The sequence below is a fragment of the Bombiscardovia apis genome, assembly GCF_033095945.1.
GTDB lineage: Bacteria > Actinomycetota > Actinomycetes > Actinomycetales > Bifidobacteriaceae > Bombiscardovia > Bombiscardovia apis.
Window position 1 is genome coordinate 720766 of sequence record NZ_AP026800.1, and the last position, 20972, is coordinate 741737.

Here is a 20972-nt window from a genome sequence, read left to right on the forward strand (position 1 = left end):
TGGGCCTGTATCTGGCGGTATGCAGATACAGGTCCAAAACTATTCGTCTATTTGGCGAACTTGTGTTTGCCTCTAGACTAGCTTGTTGTCGTAAGCAAATACGACGGCTTGCACGCGGTCGCGGGCGTGGATTTTCTGCAAGATGTGCGCCACATGCGTTTTCACAGTGGGCAGGGAAATAAAGAGCTTGTCAGCAATTTCTTGGTTGGACAAACCGTGGGCAATTTCCACTAAGACTTCCAACTCGCGCTCGGTTAGCTCTTCCAATTCGGGGTCGTGATAATCGCTGGCCGTGTGCTGAGCGCCAGGAGTGGTGGAGGAGACCCCAGCTTCGGCACTTTGGCCCACTGTCTGCTTGCCGGAATTGGCTTGGGCCATGTGCTCAATCAGGCGCTTAGTCGCTGAAGGAGCGATAATGGCGTTGCCTTGGAAAACCGTGCGAATCGAAGCTAAAAGTGTTTCAGGTTCGGTATCTTTGAGCAGGAATCCAGAGGCTCCGGCGCCGATGGCAGCCATCACGTATTCGTCGAGGTCGAATGTTGTTAAAATAATAACGTGCGTTAAGCTCCGGCAGTCCGCTTCACCGAAGGCGTCGGATTGGCTGGGGGTGAGCTGCGAGATGCGCCGGGTGGCTTCCAAGCCGTCCATGCCGGGCATACGCACGTCCATCAATACAACGTCGGGCTTAAGCTCCTGAACTAGCTGGACTGCCTGCTCGCCTTGAGAAGCTTGGCCGACTACTTCCATGTCGTCTTGGGAGCCGATGACCATGGCAAAGCCAGCCCGCACTAGCTCTTGATCGTCGGCAATGACCACGCGAATTGGCCTGCCTGCTTCGTGTTCGCCCACCTTCAAGCCCACTTCCATCTTGATTGCTTACTGCCCATGCTAACCGAGCGCGTCTACAGTTTCAGGTGATTGCTCACAACTCTAGACAAGAGTAAACTTGTTAGGCAACTTCAACGGGATGGAGCTGGAGGTCTGATTCATTGTCTGCGTTCCTGCGCTCAGCGTCGGACCTGCCACTCTGGCGCAAGATGTCGAGCAGCTGACGCATGCGGGCTAGTGCAGCCCGCCCTTCTCGCCCGATTGTTTCAAAAGACTGGTCCACAGCAGTTGGATCTGGGCCAGATCCCTGCCTCTGCGCCTTTTGAATTATTGCGATACCCGCATCGGCCCTAGCGATAACTTGGTTGAGAGTGGCGCTCACCTCTGCTTGGATTTCGGCACCAATACGGGCGCGCTCAGCATTAGCGGCCAACCGCTGCTGTTGGGCTTCACCCTGGCGCAGGGCTTCTTCTCGTTCCTTTTGGAGGAGCAGACTAGAGCCAGATGCTCGCCGCCATAGGCCCAAGACCAGGGCGCAAGCGCAGGTAATGGCTGTTGCCGAAAGGAGAACAGCCGCCGCTTCCTTGGGAGAGGTTGTTTCCGTGATCATCGGCCCCGGTCGAATGCCTAGAACCCAAGCCAAAAGGCTAGGGGAGCCATATTTGATTTCGCAGCGCAGGCGCACAAATATCAGACCCAGTTCTCCTACTATCGTGAGCGGCACCCATATACGTGTTTTACCGCGCCCGTAAGCGGTAGCTGAATAAATTGAGACCAAAATGAGCGTATTGGCAGTGCTTAGCCACGGTACCGCTACGAGTTCAACCGTTGCTACTACAGCCAGTATGGCGGCGCTGAGGTTGGGCAGGCGGCGGCGGAACATGAGGGGTAGGGCAATGCAGATAGTTTCGATAACGACTGCCGGTAGGGGAATGGTGCTACCTTGCGGCCAGATATTTTGATCAAGTGTGAAGAAGGTCTCGTCTGAAACCGTTAGTAGTAGGAGGAAGGGCAGTATGAGCAGGGAATCGACGAGTAGGTAGTGCTTAGCTGTCCAGCCGGATAAGCGCTCAATACGGTTGAGCTTAAAGGCTGACGCATCATTATTGCTTGTATTCAAGCCTGCTGCGGCTGCTACCGGCTCTTCATGCTTGCCGGCGGGCGCCTGATCCGCTTGCTGTCGGTGCTGCTGTTGGTTCGCGGTCGCAGTGGGCTGTACTATTCCTAGAGGAAGCGTGGCATCGACGCAAAAACCGCCCCCCAGTTGCGGTCCGGCTTGGAGGCAACCGCCAATAGAGCTCAAGCGTTCTCGCATACCTACTAGCCCGTAGCCGTGGTGGTTGGGTGACTCTAACTGTTGGGCAGCACCCCGTCCGTCGTCGTTAATAGTTATGCGTAAGTTATCTGCTGACCAGCGCTCGCTAATAATTGCGTGCGCTTGCGGTCCTGCATGCTTGCGGATGTTGGAGAGTGCTTCCTGCACGCAGCGGTAAGCCACCAAAGAGGCGCCCGCGCTCAATTCCGCAGGCTCGGGAGTGCCTTCTATAGTGTGTTCTAACGTCAAATCGGGGCTGACCGAGCGAGCTTGGTGAATTAAGTCACCAATATTTCGATAATCAGTGGTCTGGTAATCGTTAGAAACGCTAGCGGTGTTGGTTTTACTGGCAGCTGTTCTCTCGTGGGCGCTTTCTAAAGATATTTGCTCGCTGGCAGTATTGGTAGCGTTTACGACTGGTTGAGCGGGGCGAGGTTCTTGCTTAAGCGGTTCATCGGCCGAAAAAGACCCAAAGAGCTTGTCCATATCGCGCAGGGCACGGCCAGCTTCATGACGGATAGTTTCCATGACCTGTAAGGCAACTGACGCATTCTTGCTGCCCGCATAGCGCCCAGCATCCGACTGGACGATGACGATAGAGAGGGTGTGAGCCACCACGTCGTGCATGTCGCGAGCTATGCGTGCTCGTTCAGCAGAGGCTGCCAACTGAGCTTGCTCCTGCTGGCGATAGGCTATAGCTGCATTGCGCTCGCGCATAGCAGTAACCGCCTGCTTGCGGGAACGATTCCAAAAGGCCAAGAAAATGATGAGCAGCAGAAAAGTGCCGAAGGAAAGGATATTAATGCCGAAGTTAAGGGCAATGTCTGGCCCGCAGACTTCGAGCAGGGATTCGCCTTGGCTAGGCCTACAAACTATGGACTCGATTTCTCCAAGTTTGACGCTCGGCGAGGGCTTGGACCAACGGCTGAGCGGCCCAAGATTGTTAACCGAGCTGTAGAGTGAGGCTTCTATCAACACCAGCCCCGCTGCCATCAAAACGTAGCGTTTGCTGTGCTTGCGATTGCCATAGACCAGCACCGAGTAGAGCATAATGAGGCCAATAGCATCAGACAAAATAAGCACGGGGCCTATAAGCAGCTGAATTACGCAAATGACCACGAAGCAAGTTGCCGCTATATCTGGCCAACGGCGGCGGATAATGAGAGGAAATCCCAATAAGATACTAAATGCAAGCGCAAGATTGTGGCTGCTCGCAAAGATAAAGCCGTCGCCCATAATAGGGGCGTCAGAATAAGCTGATAGCACCCAAGTCATCACTATCGCCAAAAGGGTGTCGCGCACCAGCAAGTGGCGGTTCCACCAGTCCGCCAGCTTGCCCCACCATACTTTTAGCGTTCTCATGAATCTAAGCCTAGCTTGACCCCAGCCGAGAGCGCCCTAAGTCTTGAGGATGATTATACGGTGCGCCGCGCGGTTCAAACTGCCCAACTAGTGGACACTGGCGAGCGCGAGGCGGAGAAAACGTGCATAATAAAGAGCAACGCATGCCAGTAAAAGGAGCCTCATGACACGCTTGAATTCGTATTTTATGCCCGGCCTCTATGTGGAGGATCATTCGATTTCGGTTCCGCTTGACTGGTCAGACGCACAGCCCGGCGGTTACATGGGCCAAAGCGAGACCATTAGTCTCTTCTACCGGGTTATGTGTGCTCCTGAACGTGTACACGACGATTTGCCCCTCTTACTATTCCTGCAAGGCGGCCCAGGTGGCACCAGCCCACGGCCCATCACGCCCAGTAGCGACGCTTGGATAGGGGAGGCCATTAAGCACTTCCGCCTAGTGATTCCTGACCAGCGGGGCACGGGCCGGTCTTCGCTCATAGACGGGGCCAGCTTCGAGCGCATCGGCAGCCCTAGTCAGCAGGCCCAATATTTGCGTTGCTTCCTAGCCGATTCCATCGTGCGCGACTTTGAGCATCTGCGCTTAACCCAGTACCCAGGCCAGCGCTGGGTTTCACTCGGACAGTCTTATGGTGGATTCCTTACGCTGACTTACCTTTCCGCTTTCCCACAGGCGCTCGCTGCCTCCTTCACCACCGGTGGTATTCCGCCAGTTCCGATTGATCCTCGACGCGTGTATGAGCGCACTTTCCCGCGGATGAGGGCCAAGAATCGAGAGTTTTACGAGCGCTATCCGCAAGATATGGAGCGGGTCAACGCCATCGCAGACCGCCTCTCTCAGGGCGATGTGGTTTTGCCCAACGGCGACCCGCTGACCGTTGAGCGCTTCCAAACCTTGGGTCATAGCTTCGGTATGAAGCCCAGTTTTGAGCGCCTGCACTGGCTGCTAGACACTGCCTTCCAAGGTTCGGACGGCAGCGTGCCTGTCCACGGTTCGGTTCAGCTTTCGCAGCCTTTCCTCGTCGGTGTGGAGCAGGCCACGACTTACTCACCGCTCTACTGGCCCTTGCAGGAGTTTGTTTATGCAGACGGCAATCGCGGCCCCATTCGTTGGGCTGGCCAGCAGGTGCGCGACCAGAACCCTGATTTCGCAACGGTTAGCCGCCCCCTACTCTTCACCGGCGAGGTCATTTTCCCTTGGATGTTTGAGCAAGAGCGAAACTTGCGCCCCTTCCGCGATGCAGTCAACCTGCTCATGGAAGAGGAGCGCTGGCCGCAGATTTTCGACTGCGCCCAGCTGAGCCGCAACCAGGTACCCCTGCATTCGGCGGTCTACTATAACGACATGTATGTGGACTTCGATTTGCAGATGGAAACCCTCTCGCACGTCGGTAACGCTCACGCCTGGGTGACCAGCGACTACGAGCATGACGGCATTCATGAGGGCGGCGTGTTCCCCCACCTCTTCACCTCGGCTCTGGAGCGTGGCGACTTGGCAGATTTGCTCTAAACGGCTCAAACATAGTCTTGCTTTACTTGGCTGCTGCCGAGATTAAGATGAAAGCTATACGGACGCGATTGCTGAGGTTGGCGGGCACAAGCCCGATTTCGAGCCTTAGCAAGTGAATTCAAAGGGGCTGCAATGGCAAGCACAGATGTAACGATTGGCTTCATTGGCTACGGCAACATGGGGCAGGCCATAGCGGAAGGTCTGGTGCGCGCAGGAGTGGTAACGGGGCAGCAGATTATGGCAACCACGCCTCATTTCGACACCTTGAAGACCAAGACGGACCGTATTGGAGCCCGGGCCGTGCGCACTGCTGCTGAAATCGCTCAGGCCGCAGACATCGTGGTAGTTGCCGTCAAGCCTTATCAGGTTGAGGAGGCTCTGGAGCCTATTGTTGAAGATTTGGCCCAAGACAACCGCTTCGTGCTCTCCATCGTGGGCGGCTATACGCACAGCTGGTATGAGGACGTGCTCAAAGCCAATACCCACCTGATTTGCGCCGTGCCGAACACTCCCATTGCTGTAGGTAAGGGCATTCTCGTAACTGAGACTACCCACAGCCTTACCTCCGACCAATACCGGCAGTTCACCGATGTGTTCGGCCCCATCGCTTTGATTGAGGAAGTTTCCACTGCCCAGTTGGGTATTGCTACCACGGTCGCTGGCTGCGCTCCAGCTTTCACTGCTATGTATATGGAGGCCTTGGCCGATGCTGGTGTCAAGTATGGTTTGGCTCGCGGCTCGGCTTACCGCTTGGCTGCCCAGATGGTTGAGGGGACTGGCGCTCTGTATTTGGCAACCGGCATGAACCCAGGCGCTATGAAGGATCAGGTCACCTCTCCTGGCGGCACAACCATTAAAGGCGTTTCTGCCCTAGAAAAGGCCGGTTTCCGCGGCGCTGTTATCGACGCTGTCGACGCTATCGAAGGCAATTAAGCACAGTTGAACTGTTGTTGATGAAGCCGCGCTACGTGAGCTGCGCGTGCCGAATTGCAGAGCAAGTCCTGCTTAGTCAGGCATACGAATAGACTGGAAGACATGTCTCTTACCATAGGAATTGTTGGTCTGCCCAACGTGGGCAAGTCCACGCTATTTAACGCCCTCACCCGCAACAACGTTTTGGCGGAAAACTATCCCTTCGCCACCATCGAACCCAACACGGGCATCGTGCCGCTGCCAGACGAGCGCCTGCCCAAGCTGGCGCAATTGGTGCATTCCACTAAGATTGTGCCTGCAACTGTTACCTTTGTCGATATCGCCGGCATTGTGAAGGGTGCTTCCGAGGGCGAGGGCTTGGGAAACCAGTTCCTCGCTAACATTCGCGAGGCTGACGCAATTTGCGAGGTTGTGCGCGCTTTTGAAGACGACGACATCGTGCATGTTAACGGTAGGGTAGACCCCTCCGACGATATTGAGACTATCAATACCGAGCTGGTCTTGGCAGACATGCAAACAATCGAAAACGCACTGCCCAAGCTAGAAAAAGACTTGCGTGGCGGCAAAATTGACCAGTCGTATTTGGGGGCGGTCAAGCAGGCCCAGCAGATTCTGGGCGAGGGCGAGACCATCGACCACGCTGCGAACGCTGGCAAGATTGACAAGGCTGACATTGCCGAGCTGCATTTAATGACTGCTAAGCCCTTCATTTATGTATTTAACTTGGACGATGACGAGCTGCAAAATAGCGAGCTCAAGTCCAATCTGGCCGCTTCGGTAGCTCCAGCCCAGGCTATCTTCCTCAATGCTCAGTTTGAGGCAGATCTGACTGAGCTTGACGAGGCTGATGCTCGCGAAATGCTGACCGATGCTGGCTTGCAAGAATCCGGTTTGGACCAGCTGGCCCGCGTAGGCTTCGACGTCTTGGGCCTGCAAACCTACCTAACGGCAGGCGAAAAGGAGGTTCGCGCTTGGCAGATTCACCAAGGTGCAACCGCTCCCCAGGCCGCCGGCGTTATCCACTCCGACTTTGAGCGGGGTTTCATCAAGGCTGACATCGTCTCCTACGATGATTTTGTAGCCGCCAACGGTTCCATGACCGCCATTAAAGAAGAAGGCAAACTCCGCCAAGAAGGCCGCGACTACGTCATGCAACCCAACGACATAGTAGAATTCAAGTTCAACGTGTGATTGAGTAAGACCGCTGCCCGCAACGGTGGCGTACAGCTGAAAGAAGGTGGGTTTATGGTATCCGCTGCGGTCAAACAGACTTTCGCTGTGTGCAAGGGGAGCGGTCTTCCCATTTTCTTCATCCACGGTTTTGGAGTAGACCACAGAATCTTCGAACCGCTGGATGTAATATTCGAAAAACTCGGCGGCTTCCAGCGTATTTATGTAGATATGCCCGGAATGGGCCGTACTCCACCCATGCACCCGGCCGGAGGATTGACTGACCTAGCGCAATGGCTAGATGAATATGTCGAAAGCTGTACTAAAGGTGGCTCCTTCGCGATGGTTGGGAACTCCCTCGGCGGTTTGTTGATTCGGCGGACCGCCAGCCAGCGAATGGATCGTTGCAAGGGCCTTGCCTTTTTAGCGCCAGTGGTACACCCCAAAAGGTCGGAGCGCCGTTTGCCTCCTAGAACAGTGCTGCGCGAAGACCCAGCGCTCTTAGCTAGCGTTGATGAAAGTCTCGCAAGCGCCTACCAAGAGATGGCGGTTGTGCAGACGCGCGAACATCTAGAGACTTACGAATCCACAGTATTGCCGGGCATTCGGATTGCTGATCCCGATTCGATGGCCCGACTCTCTGCCGATTATGAGCTCGCTATGGACTTCGACGACCGCTGGCAGGCATTCCGATCTCCGGCCCTCTTCATCTGCGGCCGCCAAGACAGTAGCGTAGGCTACCAAGACCAGTTTGCTCTATCCTGTAAATTCCCCCAATCCACTTACGCCGCCCTCAACGAGGCTGGACACAACGTCCACATAGAACAACCCCGCGCTACGGCAGCACTAATACAAGCATGGGCAGAGCAGGTACAAGCTCAAGTTTAGCTTTGCGCAGAGGGTAAGGAATCTCGGGCATTGCTGAAAAGTTATGGGTGAGGGTGACTGGATTTTAAATATATTCGTTATTCTTGCGCAGTGATAACCGTAAAACTAAGGCTTTAGTCTGAAATTGAACCTTACTATGAGGGCAAACTCCTTTTGTTTCTGCTCAACTGGTATGGGGGGCAAACCACATAGATGACGTTCTCAGATAGGCATGTCGTGTTGGTGTTTTCAACCAGTCTGTGTAAACTGTGTGACTGTTATAGCTGTTTCAAAGAAAGTGTCTCAGCTATATTGTTGATTTTTAGCCGGAGTTGGTTGAGGGGTGTTGAATCGTGTCGAAGCTCTCGATGGTGGTGAGCAAGGTCGTACTGACCGCGGTTTCTGCGTGTCTACTCGGCTCGGTTACTGTGCCTGTGAGTGCTGCTAGTCTGACCCCCCCCCCCAGGATTCTGTAAGTTCAGCTACTGTTGGTTCTTCTTCTGATGTACGTGCTGCAAAGGCCTTGAGTGGGTCTTCTGCTGCGAATGTTTCATCTTCTTCTATAAAACCTGCTCGCGGTTCATCTGGTGTGATTTCAGGCTTGGATAGTGAGGCTGGATCAAGTCAATCCCATGATGTTTCTTCTGTTTTGCAATCTTCATCTGAGCAGGGTACGAGTGCTCATGGTTCTGAGTTGACAGGTGTGTGGGGGCGGGCTCAGTCGGCTTTGCAAGTGTCGTCTTCTTGGGCTCGTGGTGTGTGGAGTAAGGCTGGTGCTGTTGTTAATCGGTGGGCTGCTGATGCTTACGATGTGTTGTCTCCTAAGGTTGAGTTGGGTACGCGTTCGATTTCGATGGTGGTTGCTGCTGATGGTACTGCGCCGTTTGATGCGACGGATAAAGCTGGCGATGATTCATCTGATCATAATGGCATCGTGCGAGTCAATGATTTGATTACGTACCGTGTTGATTATGCTGTGTCCGGTGTGCATTCGACGAATACGACGGTGGTTATAGGGCTGCCCAAGGGTTTGATGATTGATGAGCTACCGGCTTTTTGTGGTCAGGGTTCGTCACTTGTGCCCGCGTCTGCTGGTGAAGTAAGTTTGCCTTACACTGCGAATTCAATTAATGATCTAGCCGAGCAAACTATTTCATGCAACGTTGGTACGAAAGATGCGGCTGCTGAATCGTTCGCTCTATCAGTTAAGGTGAGCAACGCTGTTCACAACGGAGTAATGCTGACTCCGAAATCGTTGATACTCAAGGGAGATAATCTGGCCGATGTGTCAACAGCTAAGCCACTCCCTAGTGTGCGATCGTCTTCCTCCCTTAAATGGGACTTATCTATGAATGGTGTAACGGCTAGCGAGAATACGGGCTACATGTGGGGGCCGCGTATAAGACAATGTCCGCAGGATTCTAGTAGAAATTGTTTTTATGCAGGACTTCCCCTAATGATGTCTGCGGGTGCGAATGGTAAGGGAGCTATGCCTGCGGTAGAGCCAGTTACGATGACGCTGGATTTAAGCCCAAGACAGATATTTCCCGGCCTCACACCTCAGCAATATCAAAGTCTAGAAGCTAATCCACAGAAGTACGGTGCCGTTTCTGCGCTTTTCCCAGATTATATGGGCGGGTTGCCGGGGGATAAAATGTCTAGGTACGGCGCTGAGAACTCGACGCGAGATTCCGGAACTGTTGTTTTTTCGCAGCCTGGAGGACCTGGAACAGCGACTTCGATTACAATTACCAACACAGATTGGTCATTGAAGACATATCCGACGAAAAATATAATAGGTGAAACTTTGCCAGCCGGGCAAGCATACGCGATTGCTATAGCTATAGCTGTAGATGTTCCTGTGGATACTGTTAAAGATTTTGGTATATACAATCAAGGTACTTGGACTCTGCAACAGCGTAAGGCATACACCAATCTACATATGCAAGGATTTGGAGGTGCAGATGTTCTGACAAGCGCAGGGCAAAACTTAACAAATGACTATCGTACGTTTTCTAGCCAAGTATTGGTTCCAGGCACATTCGGAGTCGCTTTTGGCGGTGTTCCTGGCGATTTACAAAATTCTTCTCCCCGTGACTACAATCCAGGATGGTGGGGTCAGATAGACGGACTTCCTGGCTTGTCAACGTATGGAGGCGGTGAAAATCGGTCTGTTTCTGGGCAGAAAGTGGTTGCTCAGCTGCTATTTGGTGGGTCAAATTCCAGTTATCCAGTTCCAGTCACTCATGTTGCGGGCGAATCGTGGGATAATTCAAAACTGCATTTAACCAAGATGACAGTTGCGCAAATTAAGCGGGAAGGTATTCTATACGGATTTCCTGTTAATAATCAAGCCGTGTGGTTATCTGGCTATGGTAATCCCGGAGAAGGGAATCTTGATCCTTCATCTGCACCGAAAATACAGGTCGAATATGCAAATGGGCCCTCTCCAAATTCAGGGGGCAGCTCTGACCCGAACGAAATTGGAATTCAATGGTACGATGCTCCCGAGAAAGTGCCTGGAAACAATCCAGCAAAAGCAGCTAGCGGCATTTATACGGGAGTAAATCGTATACGTATTTACGTAGTGCTACCCGAAGCGCTCCCTATCGTCCAATTGCAGGTTTTTCTGGCCGTCCAAGTTGGTTTTACTGTGGCTGCCGATGGAATGCCAGATAATACGATTTTACCGACTTGGGCCTCTGACTACAAGCTATCCGGTTCGGTATCAAAAGCTGAAGCATTGACAACTGGTACGCCAACAATATCTTCTTACAATCAAGCCACGCATTCTGGCTTTCGAGCTGGTGATCGGTTAAAACTCACTCATGCTCAGGTGGGTGTGGCTTCTGGTGTGCGTAAGGGTAGTTCTGGCTTGTTTGTGCCTCAGGTGGCGGCTACTGGTGGGGATGTGGTGGAGTTTGAGTTGCGGGCGTCGTTGACGTCTGCTGGTGGTGCTGATCCGGTTGGTCATTCGGTGTGGTTGGAGGATTGTTTGCCGGCGGCGTTGGAGTATGTGCCGTCTGATGGTAGGGGTGGTGGTACGAGGCCGGTGCCGAGTGTGGTGCAGTCGTCAACTCCGTCTGATGCGAAGCGGCCTGCGTGTGGGGTTGGTGAGACGTATGTGCGGTGGGTGTTTGATAATCAGGTGGTGAATGATCCGGTTCCTGTGGTGGTGTTGGCGGCTAGGGTGTCTGGTGCGGCTGACGACGGCACGTATGCGAATTCGGTGGTGGCGTGGTCTGATGCGGATCAGTCTTCTCTAGTGGATCGTACGAGTACGGTGGCGGTTCGTGTTGACAATATTATTGGTGTGGCTGTTGATAAGCGTAATTTGACGGCTACGGTTGAGGTGAATCGTATTGGTGCTAAGCAGGTTGAGTCGAACATTTGGGAGTTGAGTTTGCGTAACTCGCAGCCCACGTCTGGCGGACTTACTAATCCTGTGGTGGTTGATGTGTTGCCGGTTTCTGGTGTGGCGGGTAGTTCGTTCTCAGGGTCGGCGAAGCTTAAATCGGTGACGGTGATTCGTGGTGATTTGCCGGGTAATCCTGTCGTTGTTGAGTATACGAGTTCTTCTAGTGTGCCCAGGGATCCGAAAGTAGTGATGCCTGCGTCGGTGAAGTGGTGTTCGCAGTCGCAGTTGGGTTCTGCCGGTTGTCCGGCAACTGTTGCTGATACGAAGGCGGTGCGTCTGTCTCGTCCGGGTGTGTTTGCTTCTGGTGAGTCGATTAGTGCGACGGTGGCGGTTGATGTGGTTGGTGACAAAGCCGGAGACACTGTTTCGAATGAAGGCTATGCACGTATTACTGGTTTGAAGGATCCGGTGGGTCCGGTTAATCGTGTGCAGAAGATTGTTGGCTCTTCCCTATCTGGTCAGGCTTGGTGGGATTTGGATGGTGGGGGTGTTCGTGATGTGGGTGAGCCGGTGGTTGCGGGTTTGCCGGTGCGTGTGAGTGGTAGTGATGATTTGGGTAACGCGGTGGATGTGAGTGTGAATACCGATGCTGCTGGCATGTATACGTTTGCGGATATGCGTTCTGGCTCGTATCGGGTGAGTGTGGATAAGGGTAAGTCGGTTGGTTTTACGAAACAGTCGCAGGGTTCGGATCGAGCTATTGATTCTGATGTTGATGCTAATGGTGTGGCGAACGTGACCCTGCCGGTGGGCGGTGTTGAGGACTCGTCCTCTGATGCTGGCCTTCTGACCGGTTCGCTGTCTTGGAGTAAGGTCACGGGCCCGACCGCTGATGGTGTGAAACCCCTGAGTGGTTCGCAGTGGAAGATTACCAACACGTCTGGTGGTGCGGTCTCGGATGTGACGGGCACTTCACTGGGGTTGGTTGTGGATTGTGACACGTCTGGCGTGTGTCAGGCGGGTCAGGTGGATGTGGATCCTGCTAAGGCTGGGTTTAAGGTGCGGTATTTGCCTGCTGGTTCGTACGTGTTGACGGAGACGAAAGCGCCACCGGGGTATGTGGCTGATGTGAAGGAGTACGCGTTCACGATTGACGCTACCAATGCCAGTGTGGATTTGGGTCGGATTGTGAATGTGCAGCAGCGTATGCCTGGCCTGCCGCTTACTGGTGGGGTTAGTGTGATGGCCTATCTCTTACTTGGTTTGGCGTTCTTGTTGGGTGCGAGCTTGTTTGGGGTGTCTCGCTCGCGTCGACTGTTGGCTGCGTTGACGAGGGGGCGGCATCAATGACTGATGTAATTTGGCGTGTGCAACGGTGTGGTCTGAGTGTTTCTTTATTTACTAGTCAAGCTCTTATACGGCCTGTTGTTCGTTCTGTAACTCATTCTTGTGTGTGTGCTGGTGGGGGTAGTCGTGATGGTCCTTGACTGGTGTGACCTGGCTGTGGGGGAGTGGCTGGTGGTGAACAGTGTGCCTGTTGCGTGGCTTAGGCCTGTGTGGTTTTCGCTGGTGTGATGGGTGCTTGATCAGTGTTGTATTTGTGCGCCGTGGCCTTCAAGGTTGGCGGTGTGTGAAGGAGAAGAAAACATGAAACATGTAGGTGTGAGGGTTTGGGGGGCTGCGCTGGTTGCGGTGTCGTTGACTGCGTTGGGGTTGACTGGTGCTGCGGTGGCGTTGCCTTCGACTCCTGAGTTTGGTGATATTGATCAGTCGAAGACTGGCTCAGTGATTATTCATAAGCATGAGCGGCAGAATGGTACGAGTGAGACTGCGTCTCCTGATGGTTCGGCTTCTATTAGTACGCCGGGTATTGAGGATGTGGAGTTTACCTTGTATCGGGTGGCTGGCTTGGATATGGCCGATCCCGCGACGTGGGATGAGATGGCCACGTGGATTGCTCCTTCCGTATTGGATGATGCGTCGGCTGCGACGACCACGGTTAACAATCATGCGCTTACTACTCCGGGTGTGAAGGTGACTACGGATGCGACTGGTTTAGCTACGGCGTCTAACTTGCCGGTGGGTGCGTATGTGGTGGCTGAGACTCGTCATCCTTCCCAGGTGGTGGATATTGCTCAGCCTTTTATCGTGACGATTCCCTTCCCTGATAACGCTCGCCCTTCCGGTGCTACCAATGGTTGGCTTTATGATGTGAACGTGTACCCGAAGAACGGTGTGGGCTCTATTGATAAGAGCGTCACCTCGCAAACCGGCTTGGGCTTAGGCTCTATTGTCTCCTTCCCGGTGACGGTTGGGGTGGCGAAGATAGCAGACAACGCCAGCTTCTCCTATTATGTGGTCCACGATCCAATGGATTCGCGTTTAACTGATTTGAAGGTGGCATCGGTAACAGTAGACGGTAGTGCTGTGCCGGCCACGCATTGGAAGGAAACGGTAACGGGTCAGGATGTGGACTTGTCGTTTACTCAGGCTGGTTTAGCGTGGTTGAAGACTATTGCTGGTAAGCAGATCGTGGTCACGTTCCAGGGTAAGGTCAACTCCCTTGGTGCTGACGGTATTATTAGGAATAAGGCGGAACTGTATTCGGATACGCAGGTTACTCCTGACCCGCCCGTCACTCCTCCTACGACTCCTCCGTCTAATCCTCCGACTGCTCCTCCTACTTCTCCTGAGGTGCGTACTAATTGGGGTGATGTGGTGATCAACAAGTTGGATGCGGCTGATCATAGTAGTGGTTTGTCTGGTGCTGAGTTTGAGGTGTATGAGGCGCAAACCCCGTACGCGTCTGACTGTTCAACCGCTCAAGCTACCGGCAACGCGTTGACGGTGAGTTCGGGTGCGAGTTTTGTTACCGCTGTTGGTGGTAAGGTCACGATTCCGGGCTTGTTTGTCTCGGATTCGAAGAACGCTCCCGCTGATGCTGGCCAGCGTTGTTATGTGATTAAGGAGATCAAGGCACCTGCTGGCTATGTGTTGCCTACCGGATCGGCAGCGTTTACGCCAATTACCGTGAAGACTGGTGTCACCAGTGGTGTTGATGTCACGGTTGAGGATAGTAAGAATAGTATGCCCCCACTACCCTTAACCGGTGCTGCAGGCCTAGTGGTGTTGACTGTGGCTGGCGTGTTGTTACTGGGTGCGGCTGTGTTCTTGGTGATTAAACGCCGCGCTTAATTGTCAAGTGTGGTGTGGGTTCGTGCCTGGCAGGTAGGTTCCCCCAGATAGTTTGCCGGGCTGCTTGAGTAATAGTGGTAGAGCAGGGTTAGTCAGATTCTCTTACTTGGCTAGCCCTGCTCTTTCCGTTTACAAGGGGGGCCAGTGTGGTTGTGCTGGTATTGCTGGTGTGAATGGGCAGAGTGGAGCGCTTTCGGGTATGCGGTGTGGGGTGTGGTTGAGTGAGGGGGTGTGTAAGTGGTAACGAGAAGTAAGCGGGGTGAGCGTTCACGAGTTCCGTACTGTTACTCGCATGATAAGCCGCAGCGCAAGCCAACCAATGTGAGTAAGAGTCGAGAAGATAACAAGAGAGTGAAACCAGCTAATTCTGGTCGTGGCTCAGCCTTACTCGTCTTCGTCCTAGTGCTAGCCGGCACGGTGTCGTTGTTGTATCCCACGGCGAGTTCGTGGGTGGCGCAGTACGAGCAGTCCAGGCTGATAGCCCACGGCGTGCCCGACTCGCGTAAAGAGGACCGGTCGAAAGCTAAGCGTGAGCTTGCTGTAGCACGCGCTTACAACGATGACCTGCATTCGGTGGCATCCTATCGGGCGAATACGAACCAGCCAGTGAGTAAAGCAGGTACAGACCAGCACGAACAATACTTGAAAGCATTAGACGCAGGCAACGGGTTGATGGCTCGCTTACAAATACCCGGCATCCGTTTAGACTTGCCGGTTTACCATGGTACAAGTGATGACACGCTCTTACAGGGTATCGGCCATTTAGAGGGTACCAGCCTACCGGTCGGAGGCCAAGGCACACACGCCGTATTGACTGGTCACAGGGGTTTAGCCACGGCTACGATGTTTACGAACTTGAATCAGGTTAAACAGGGTGACCGGTTCACGCTATCTAGTTTTGGTGAAGTATTAACCTACGAAGTAGTTAGAACCCAGGTTGTTGACCCCGATCAGACACGGAGTTTGAAACCAGTTGAAGGCCAAGACCTGGTTACTTTGGTGACGTGTACTCCCTTGGGTGTGAACACGCAGCGTATTTTTGTTACCGGTCAGCGTATTTATCCCACGCCAGAGAAAGATAAGAAAGCCGCCGCCACCCGCCCCACTATCCCCGATTTCCCCTATTGGACTCTTATTATTGCGGTAGTGTTCTTGGGTGACTCATATTGGCTGTACCGCAACCTGAAAACAGGGAAACCGACAGTCCTAACCGGCACTATCCCCAATGGCCCCAAACACAAACACACACACCGTAAAACGGCCGCACATAAACAATCGAGCAAGCGGAGCCGAAAAACTATCAAACCTCACCACCATGCGAACAATCACTAGTGAGTGAATAACCGATCAGGGCAGTCAGTCAGGCTCCAATAAGAGAAATGCGTTGATGGATGTGGTTGCCGGAGACAGCTTCATCAACCAGGCCTATAGCATAGTCGGCGTAGGAGATGGTGGATTCGCCGCGGTCATTGGTGGAGTATTCTTCACCGCGCAAGAGGTAGTGGCCGGTGCGAGGACCGTCGGCTACGAAGTTGGCGGCGGGGCTTACATACGTCCAGCGCACATCGTCGCGTAGGCGCAACTGCTCCAAGGTCTTGCCCATCATCGTAGAGAGGGGGAGGGCTTCCTTGGGGAAGTCGGCGCCGTCTTTGAGCTGCTGCGTGTGCTCGGGATTAGTGTAGAGACTGCCTGCGCCACCGACCATGAGCAGACGGGTGTTGGTTCCGGAAAGCGCGTCAGCCAAATGCTTCATAGAGGTCATGTGCTCAGGCAAATCTTCTAGTTTGAAAGTGCCGAAAGCGTCGATAACTACGTCGAAGCCCTTCAAATCAGCAGTGGTGAGATCAAAGAGATCCTTGACTATAGCATGCTGGGCAGCGGTCTTGTTCTTGCTGCGCACCATCGCCGTTACGTCGATTCCACGGCCCACGGCCTCTTCCACAATCTTTGAGCCGGCCTTACCATTCGCAGCAACTACTGCCACCTTGAAATTTGCCATTATTGCCACCCTTTTTTTTAGTGGGTCGCCAGCGGTGGTCGACCCGACCTACATCTACCTACTACCGTACACGTCTGAGACCTAAGTTTGCCCCACAAACACAATATTTGCCACAGCGCGTAGGCTCACAGGGCCATGCCGAGTGCAAAACCAGCTGCTGTAGCTGCCAAGGGGCCCAGTATTGTAGAGGTCAGATAGAAGGCCGCCTGCCTGAGCTTGAGATGTTCGACAAGAGAAACTACCTCTACGGTAGCTGTCGAAAGCGTGGAAAACCCGCCAATGAGACCGGTAGCTAGCAGGAGATGGGTAGTGGGATCTATCACAAGACGGGCAAATAAGGCGGCAATCAATCCAGCAAAGAAAGAAGCAATCAGGTTAATCAATAAGGTGGAGAATGGGAAGCTGCCATGCCAAGTATTCTTAACGCTCGTATCAAGCAGATAGCGCAGGCCTGCACCCAGGCCACCGCATAAGCACACCAGTAACGCAGTCATTGCCTGCCTCCCCTGAGCTTGGCCAAGCGGCGACCACAGCGAGTGCCAAACCAAGCTAAGAATATGCAAGCTGCAAAACTGCCAACAAGATAGATAAGAGCCGACCATAGGCGTTCATCTCTGGCGGTAGTAATCACTTCCACCATGAGTGCAGACAAGGTTGATAAGCCGCCGCACAAACCCATACCTAGGCCACGACCCATATATTCTCGCCTGCGCTGGGGTATCCAAGCCGCTATAGAGAGGTATCCTGTCAGCAAGCCTAGTGCAGAGCAAGCCAAAATGTTAGCAATGAAAGTACCCGTGTAAAAATACCATGAGAAGTTGGGCAGGGCGGTGAGCAAGTAGCGCAAGCCAGTGCCAAGAGCTCCTCCTGCAATTACAACAATCAATAAGGGAAAATCGAAGCTCGGTGAATCCGAATCTGGGTGGGAAGGATTAAGCACAGTCTCTCCTTTGGTGAGAGGAAGTATGCCTGCACGAGCAACCCGCCTGAAGCCAGAGCCTCAAGGACCACAAGTGCCGACACTCATCCTGTGAGTTGGTAGGAACTATCAGCACTTGCGGTTCAGAGCGGCCTTGTAGGGGCTAGCTCTCGGCGGGTTCCATCGCCGGTTACTCCTAATTATACTGCGCCTTGAGGCTACTCCTCGTTGGACTGAGGGGTGGGCACCTTGTTTTCGGGGTCCAAGGTGAGGCGGTCGTCGTCCGCATCGTAGTCGAAGAGCTCGCCGTAGCGACCCCAGCCGATGGCGGTCTCGAATTGCTGGACAGCTTCCTTGTCGGAATGGTGGGCGCGCAGCAGATCCAGAATCAAGGAGCCGTGGAGGCTCTTGGACTCGGAATTCTTCAGAGCGCGATCGATGACCCTTACCAGCGGCACATGGTCCAAAATCATCGAGGAGAACATTTCCTTGGACTGCAAAATGTCTGCCTGCTGCCACTGCTTACCCAAATCGGTGAGACGTACGTGTCCGTTGTCGGCATCAAAAATGCCCATCATGAGACCAGCGTCGATAAGAGGGAAGAGGTCGTCCACTTCAAAGTTGAGAATGGCGGCCAAATCTGCCATATCGATGCCATCAGGATGATCGGTAACCACGTCAACCAAGCCTGCCAAACCGCCGGGAGTGGCATCGGGCAGTACCCTGTTGCTCAAGTCTTCCTCGCGTACTGAGTTGTTGAATGCTTCCTTGTCGCGCACTGTGGTCTGGAGTTTACGGCGAATGTCTCCCTTGTCTGAGCGGCCCGTGAGTACGGCGTACAGGTAGTCAACAGTGTCCTGGAATTCCTCGGACTGCTTGTCTCGCGGGCGGCTCATCTTGATGGGCACTTCTGCAATCACGTGGCCGGGGTGGGATCCTAAGACCACCACGCGGTCGGCCATTTGCACAGCTTCCTCAATGTTATGGGTCACCAGTAAAACTGACTTGATAGCATCGGATTCGGAAGACCATACGTTGAGCACTTCCTGGCGTAGATTCTCTGCAGTCAATACGTCGAGCGCAGAGAAAGGCTCATCCATAAAGAGTGCGTCTGGCTTCAAAACCAACGCGCGTGCAATGCCTACGCGCTGCTTCATACCGCCGGAGAGCTCCTTGGGATAGGCGCTTTCAAAACCGTCTAAGCCAATAGCATCAATCGCTTCTAAGGCCAGCTTTTTCCTTGTAGCAGCTGGCACTCCGCGTGCTTGTAGCCCCAGTTCCACATTTGCTTCCACAGTCAGCCAAGGCATGAGTGCGAAGGTCTGGAATACTAGAGATACCCCTGGATTAGGGCCGCTCAGCTCCCGGCCGTGGTACTTTACCGAGCCCGAGCTGGCCGGAATCAAACCTGCAAGAATGCGAAGGAATGTTGACTTGCCGGCACCGGAGCGGCCCAAAACGGCTACGATTTCGCCCTCGTGCAGGGTGAAGGACATATCGTCCAAGACCTTCAATTCGTTGCCCTTGTCGGATTCGAATTCTTTGGTAACGTGGCTGGCTTCCAAGATGGTTGCTGTCTTCATAGTAGGTTCTCGTTTCAAAAATTGTTCGTACATTATCGTGTAAATATTCGTGGTTCAGGTGAGGCTGTAGCGCTTTTGAGCCAAGGCCTGGATGGGATACCAGAAGACTTTGTTGATAGCGACTACGAAGATGCTCATCACTGCTACTCCGGCAATAATCCTTGGTGTGTCACCGATAGTGGTGGCTTCAGCTATGTAGGAGCCCAAACCGTGGGCAGTTAAGGTGTCTTTACCGTAGGAGACCACTTCGGAGACGATTGATGCGTTCCAAGCGCCACCTGCGGCTGTAATGCCGCCAGTGCACCATGAGTTGAATACTCCGGGTAGAATCAAGGTCTTCCAACGCTGCCAAGCGGGTTGACGAAGGCTGCGTGACATCTCTCGTAGGTCATCGGGTATGGCCGAAGCTCCGGCAATGACGTTGAAGAGAATGTACCATTGAGTTCCCAAAGCCATGAGCAGGATGGAACCCCAGTTAATGTCAATGCGCCAAGCTAAGAACCACATGGTTACGAAGGGGAAGATGAAGTTGGCTGGGAAAGACGCGAAAATCTGTACTATAGGTTGCAGGATTCGAGAAAGCTTAGGATTCATGCCAATCATAGCGCCTATAGGTACCCAAATGATGGAGCTAACGGCGATAAGCAAGATAACTCGCAGCAAGGTTATAAAACCTAGGCCAAAGACTTCGCTAACTTCTGCTAGGCCAAGTGTGGGCACGACCAAATCGTAAAGTTTCCACACCCCCCATACGCTAAGAGCTGCCAGCAGTAGAGCGTACGTCACATCTCCAATATTGCGGCCCTTACTCTGCACTGCCCAGCGAGAACCAGTCCTACCAAGAGGTCGAGTAATGCTGTCGAAGAAAGCGGCTACGGGCCGGCCTATCTTAGCTAGGAAATCGTTGATTCCAGATAGCCGTAAGATTGTCAACACCGCGCTGCGCTTGGGGTCAGTTGATTCGCTCTGGGTAATTCTGAACTTTTCTGCCCAAGCGGTGAGCGGCTTCCATAGGAGGAAGTCAATCAAGATAACCACAATGACCATGGTGACGATAGCTAAACCGACCTTGCCTAAGTTTTGCTCGGCAGCTGCCTCCTCTACATAAGAGCCGATGCCAGGCAAAGCCATAGTGGTGTTGTTGACCGAAATCATCTCGGAAGCAGTCAGGAAGAACCAGCCGCCGCCCACGCTCATCATGCAGTTCCAAAGCATAGGAATCGTGGAGAACGGTACGTCTAACTTCCAGAAGCGCTGCCAGCGGGTGAGGCGCAAGGAGCGAGCAGCCTCATCTAATTCCGCGGGTTCATTGATTAAAGAGCCGTAGAAAGAGAATGTCATATTCCATGCTTGGCTAGTAAAAATAGCAAAGATAGAAGCTGCCTCCACTCCCATAATAGAGCCGGGGAAGAGCACCAGCCAGATCGAGATGGTGGCTGAAAGGAAGCCTAAAATAGGCACCGACTGCAAAATGTCGAGCAGGGGAATCAGCACCGTGCGAGCGCGCTTGCTTCGCGCTGCTGCCAACCCATAAATGTAGGAAAAGACTAAGGAGATAAACAGGGCGATAAACATGCGCAAGACAGAGCGCAGGGCGTAGTAAGGCAGGTTTTTGGGATCGGTGGAAATGTGATCAGGGATGCCCTGTGGGCCTATCGGTGCTCCGATGGCGGGCAGGAGGTATCCTAAGGCTCCGAAAAATACCATGACGCCGATAATGACGACGATACTGGAAGCCAGTCGGGTGCTTCGTGAGGCTTGGCTGCGCTCGGTTGGAGCTGAAGCCAGAGCTCGCGAAGGAGTGGTGAACATAGTCATAAGCAGTCTCTTTTCTTAATGCTGCTGTTTGGCTAGCCTCAAGCTTCCTCGCTGGCGCGCTCGATGCCCACCTATGCATTCGTAACTATCGAATGGAGGCTGAGAGCGTGAAAGG

At 53.4% G+C, this 20972-nt stretch carries 14 protein-coding genes and 1 riboswitch; of the genes, 7 read left to right on the forward strand and 7 right to left on the reverse strand.

What is annotated here, in order from left to right:
* Nucleotides 1-72: 72 nt before the first annotated feature.
* A complete protein-coding gene (locus R8377_RS02710) occupies nucleotides 73-867 on the reverse strand; it encodes a response regulator transcription factor (protein WP_317643435.1) in 795 nt (264 codons plus the stop codon).
* An 82-nt stretch (nucleotides 868-949) separates the two neighbouring features.
* The gene (locus R8377_RS02715; RefSeq protein ID WP_317643436.1) at nucleotides 950-3505 is read right to left on the reverse strand and encodes a sensor histidine kinase; all 2556 of its coding nucleotides are present in this window, start codon (nucleotides 3503-3505) and stop codon (nucleotides 950-952) included.
* A 163-nt stretch (nucleotides 3506-3668) separates the two neighbouring features.
* Here R8377_RS02715 and R8377_RS02720 point away from each other — a divergent pair, with 163 nt between their 5' ends.
* The 7 genes from R8377_RS02720 (at nucleotide 3669) to R8377_RS02750 (ending at nucleotide 15870) form a co-directional block, all read left to right on the forward strand.
* Nucleotides 3669-5015, forward strand: coding sequence for an alpha/beta fold hydrolase (locus tag R8377_RS02720; RefSeq protein ID WP_317643437.1), 1347 nt, complete (start codon nucleotides 3669-3671; stop codon nucleotides 5013-5015).
* Between the two features lie 132 nt (nucleotides 5016-5147).
* Complete coding sequence (gene proC / locus R8377_RS02725; RefSeq protein ID WP_317643438.1) at nucleotides 5148-5948, forward strand: pyrroline-5-carboxylate reductase; 801 nt, start codon at nucleotides 5148-5150, stop codon at nucleotides 5946-5948.
* A 102-nt stretch (nucleotides 5949-6050) separates the two neighbouring features.
* The gene (ychF, locus tag R8377_RS02730; RefSeq protein WP_317643439.1) at nucleotides 6051-7139 is read left to right on the forward strand and encodes a redox-regulated ATPase YchF; all 1089 of its coding nucleotides are present in this window, start codon (nucleotides 6051-6053) and stop codon (nucleotides 7137-7139) included.
* A complete protein-coding gene (locus tag R8377_RS02735; RefSeq protein ID WP_317643440.1) occupies nucleotides 7140-8006 on the forward strand; it encodes an alpha/beta fold hydrolase in 867 nt (288 codons plus the stop codon).
* 502 nt (nucleotides 8007-8508) lie between these two features.
* Nucleotides 8509-12693 carry an SdrD B-like domain-containing protein gene (locus R8377_RS02740; protein WP_317643441.1) on the forward strand — a complete coding sequence of 1395 codons (4185 nt, stop codon included), beginning with the start codon at nucleotides 8509-8511 and terminating at the stop codon, nucleotides 12691-12693.
* 297 nt (nucleotides 12694-12990) lie between these two features.
* A complete protein-coding gene (locus R8377_RS02745) occupies nucleotides 12991-14538 on the forward strand; it encodes a SpaH/EbpB family LPXTG-anchored major pilin (protein WP_317643442.1) in 1548 nt (515 codons plus the stop codon).
* A gap of 321 nt (nucleotides 14539-14859) precedes the next feature.
* Nucleotides 14860-15870, forward strand: coding sequence for a class C sortase (locus R8377_RS02750; RefSeq protein WP_317643444.1), 1011 nt, complete (start codon nucleotides 14860-14862; stop codon nucleotides 15868-15870).
* Nucleotides 15871-15898: 28 nt separating this feature from the next.
* Here R8377_RS02750 and R8377_RS02755 read toward each other — a convergent pair whose 3' ends face one another.
* From R8377_RS02755 to R8377_RS02775, 5 genes are all read right to left on the reverse strand, one after another.
* Entirely contained in the window at nucleotides 15899-16537 is a 639-nt protein-coding gene (locus R8377_RS02755; protein WP_317643445.1) for an NAD(P)-dependent oxidoreductase, read from the reverse strand.
* Between the two features lie 125 nt (nucleotides 16538-16662).
* Nucleotides 16663-17031: a fluoride efflux transporter FluC gene (locus R8377_RS02760; RefSeq protein WP_317643446.1), complete on the reverse strand. Its 369-nt coding sequence runs from the start codon at nucleotides 17029-17031 to the stop codon at nucleotides 16663-16665.
* A complete protein-coding gene (locus tag R8377_RS02765; RefSeq protein ID WP_317643447.1) occupies nucleotides 17028-17477 on the reverse strand; it encodes a fluoride efflux transporter FluC in 450 nt (149 codons plus the stop codon). The genes R8377_RS02760 and R8377_RS02765 overlap by 4 nt, the downstream gene beginning before the upstream one ends.
* A gap of 92 nt (nucleotides 17478-17569) precedes the next feature.
* Nucleotides 17570-17653: riboswitch (Fluoride riboswitch) on the reverse strand.
* 21 nt (nucleotides 17654-17674) lie between these two features.
* Nucleotides 17675-19039 (reverse strand): ABC transporter ATP-binding protein, encoded by a 1365-nt coding sequence (locus tag R8377_RS02770; RefSeq protein WP_317643449.1) that lies wholly within the window; start codon nucleotides 19037-19039, stop codon nucleotides 17675-17677.
* A gap of 54 nt (nucleotides 19040-19093) precedes the next feature.
* A complete protein-coding gene (locus R8377_RS02775; protein WP_317643450.1) occupies nucleotides 19094-20857 on the reverse strand; it encodes an ABC transporter permease in 1764 nt (587 codons plus the stop codon).
* Between the last annotated feature and the right edge of the window lie 115 nt (nucleotides 20858-20972).

Bases quoted from the DNA above. Each gene is read 5' to 3' on its own strand.
- R8377_RS02710 (WP_317643435.1), bottom strand. From the start codon at position 867: ATGGAAGTGGGCTTGAAGGTGGGCGAACACGAAGCAGGCAGGCCAATT.
- R8377_RS02715 (WP_317643436.1), bottom strand. From the start codon at position 3,505: ATGAGAACGCTAAAAGTATGGTGGGGCAAGCTGGCGGACTGGTGGAAC.
- R8377_RS02720 (WP_317643437.1), top strand. From the start codon at position 3,669: ATGACACGCTTGAATTCGTATTTTATGCCCGGCCTCTATGTGGAGGAT.
- proC (WP_317643438.1), top strand. From the start codon at position 5,148: ATGGCAAGCACAGATGTAACGATTGGCTTCATTGGCTACGGCAACATG.
- ychF (WP_317643439.1), top strand. From the start codon at position 6,051: ATGTCTCTTACCATAGGAATTGTTGGTCTGCCCAACGTGGGCAAGTCC.
- R8377_RS02745 (WP_317643442.1), top strand. From the start codon at position 12,991: ATGAAACATGTAGGTGTGAGGGTTTGGGGGGCTGCGCTGGTTGCGGTG.
- R8377_RS02755 (WP_317643445.1), bottom strand. From the start codon at position 16,537: ATGGCAAATTTCAAGGTGGCAGTAGTTGCTGCGAATGGTAAGGCCGGC.
- R8377_RS02760 (WP_317643446.1), bottom strand. From the start codon at position 17,031: ATGACTGCGTTACTGGTGTGCTTATGCGGTGGCCTGGGTGCAGGCCTG.
- R8377_RS02770 (WP_317643449.1), bottom strand. From the start codon at position 19,039: ATGAAGACAGCAACCATCTTGGAAGCCAGCCACGTTACCAAAGAATTC.
- R8377_RS02775 (WP_317643450.1), bottom strand. From the start codon at position 20,857: ATGACTATGTTCACCACTCCTTCGCGAGCTCTGGCTTCAGCTCCAACC.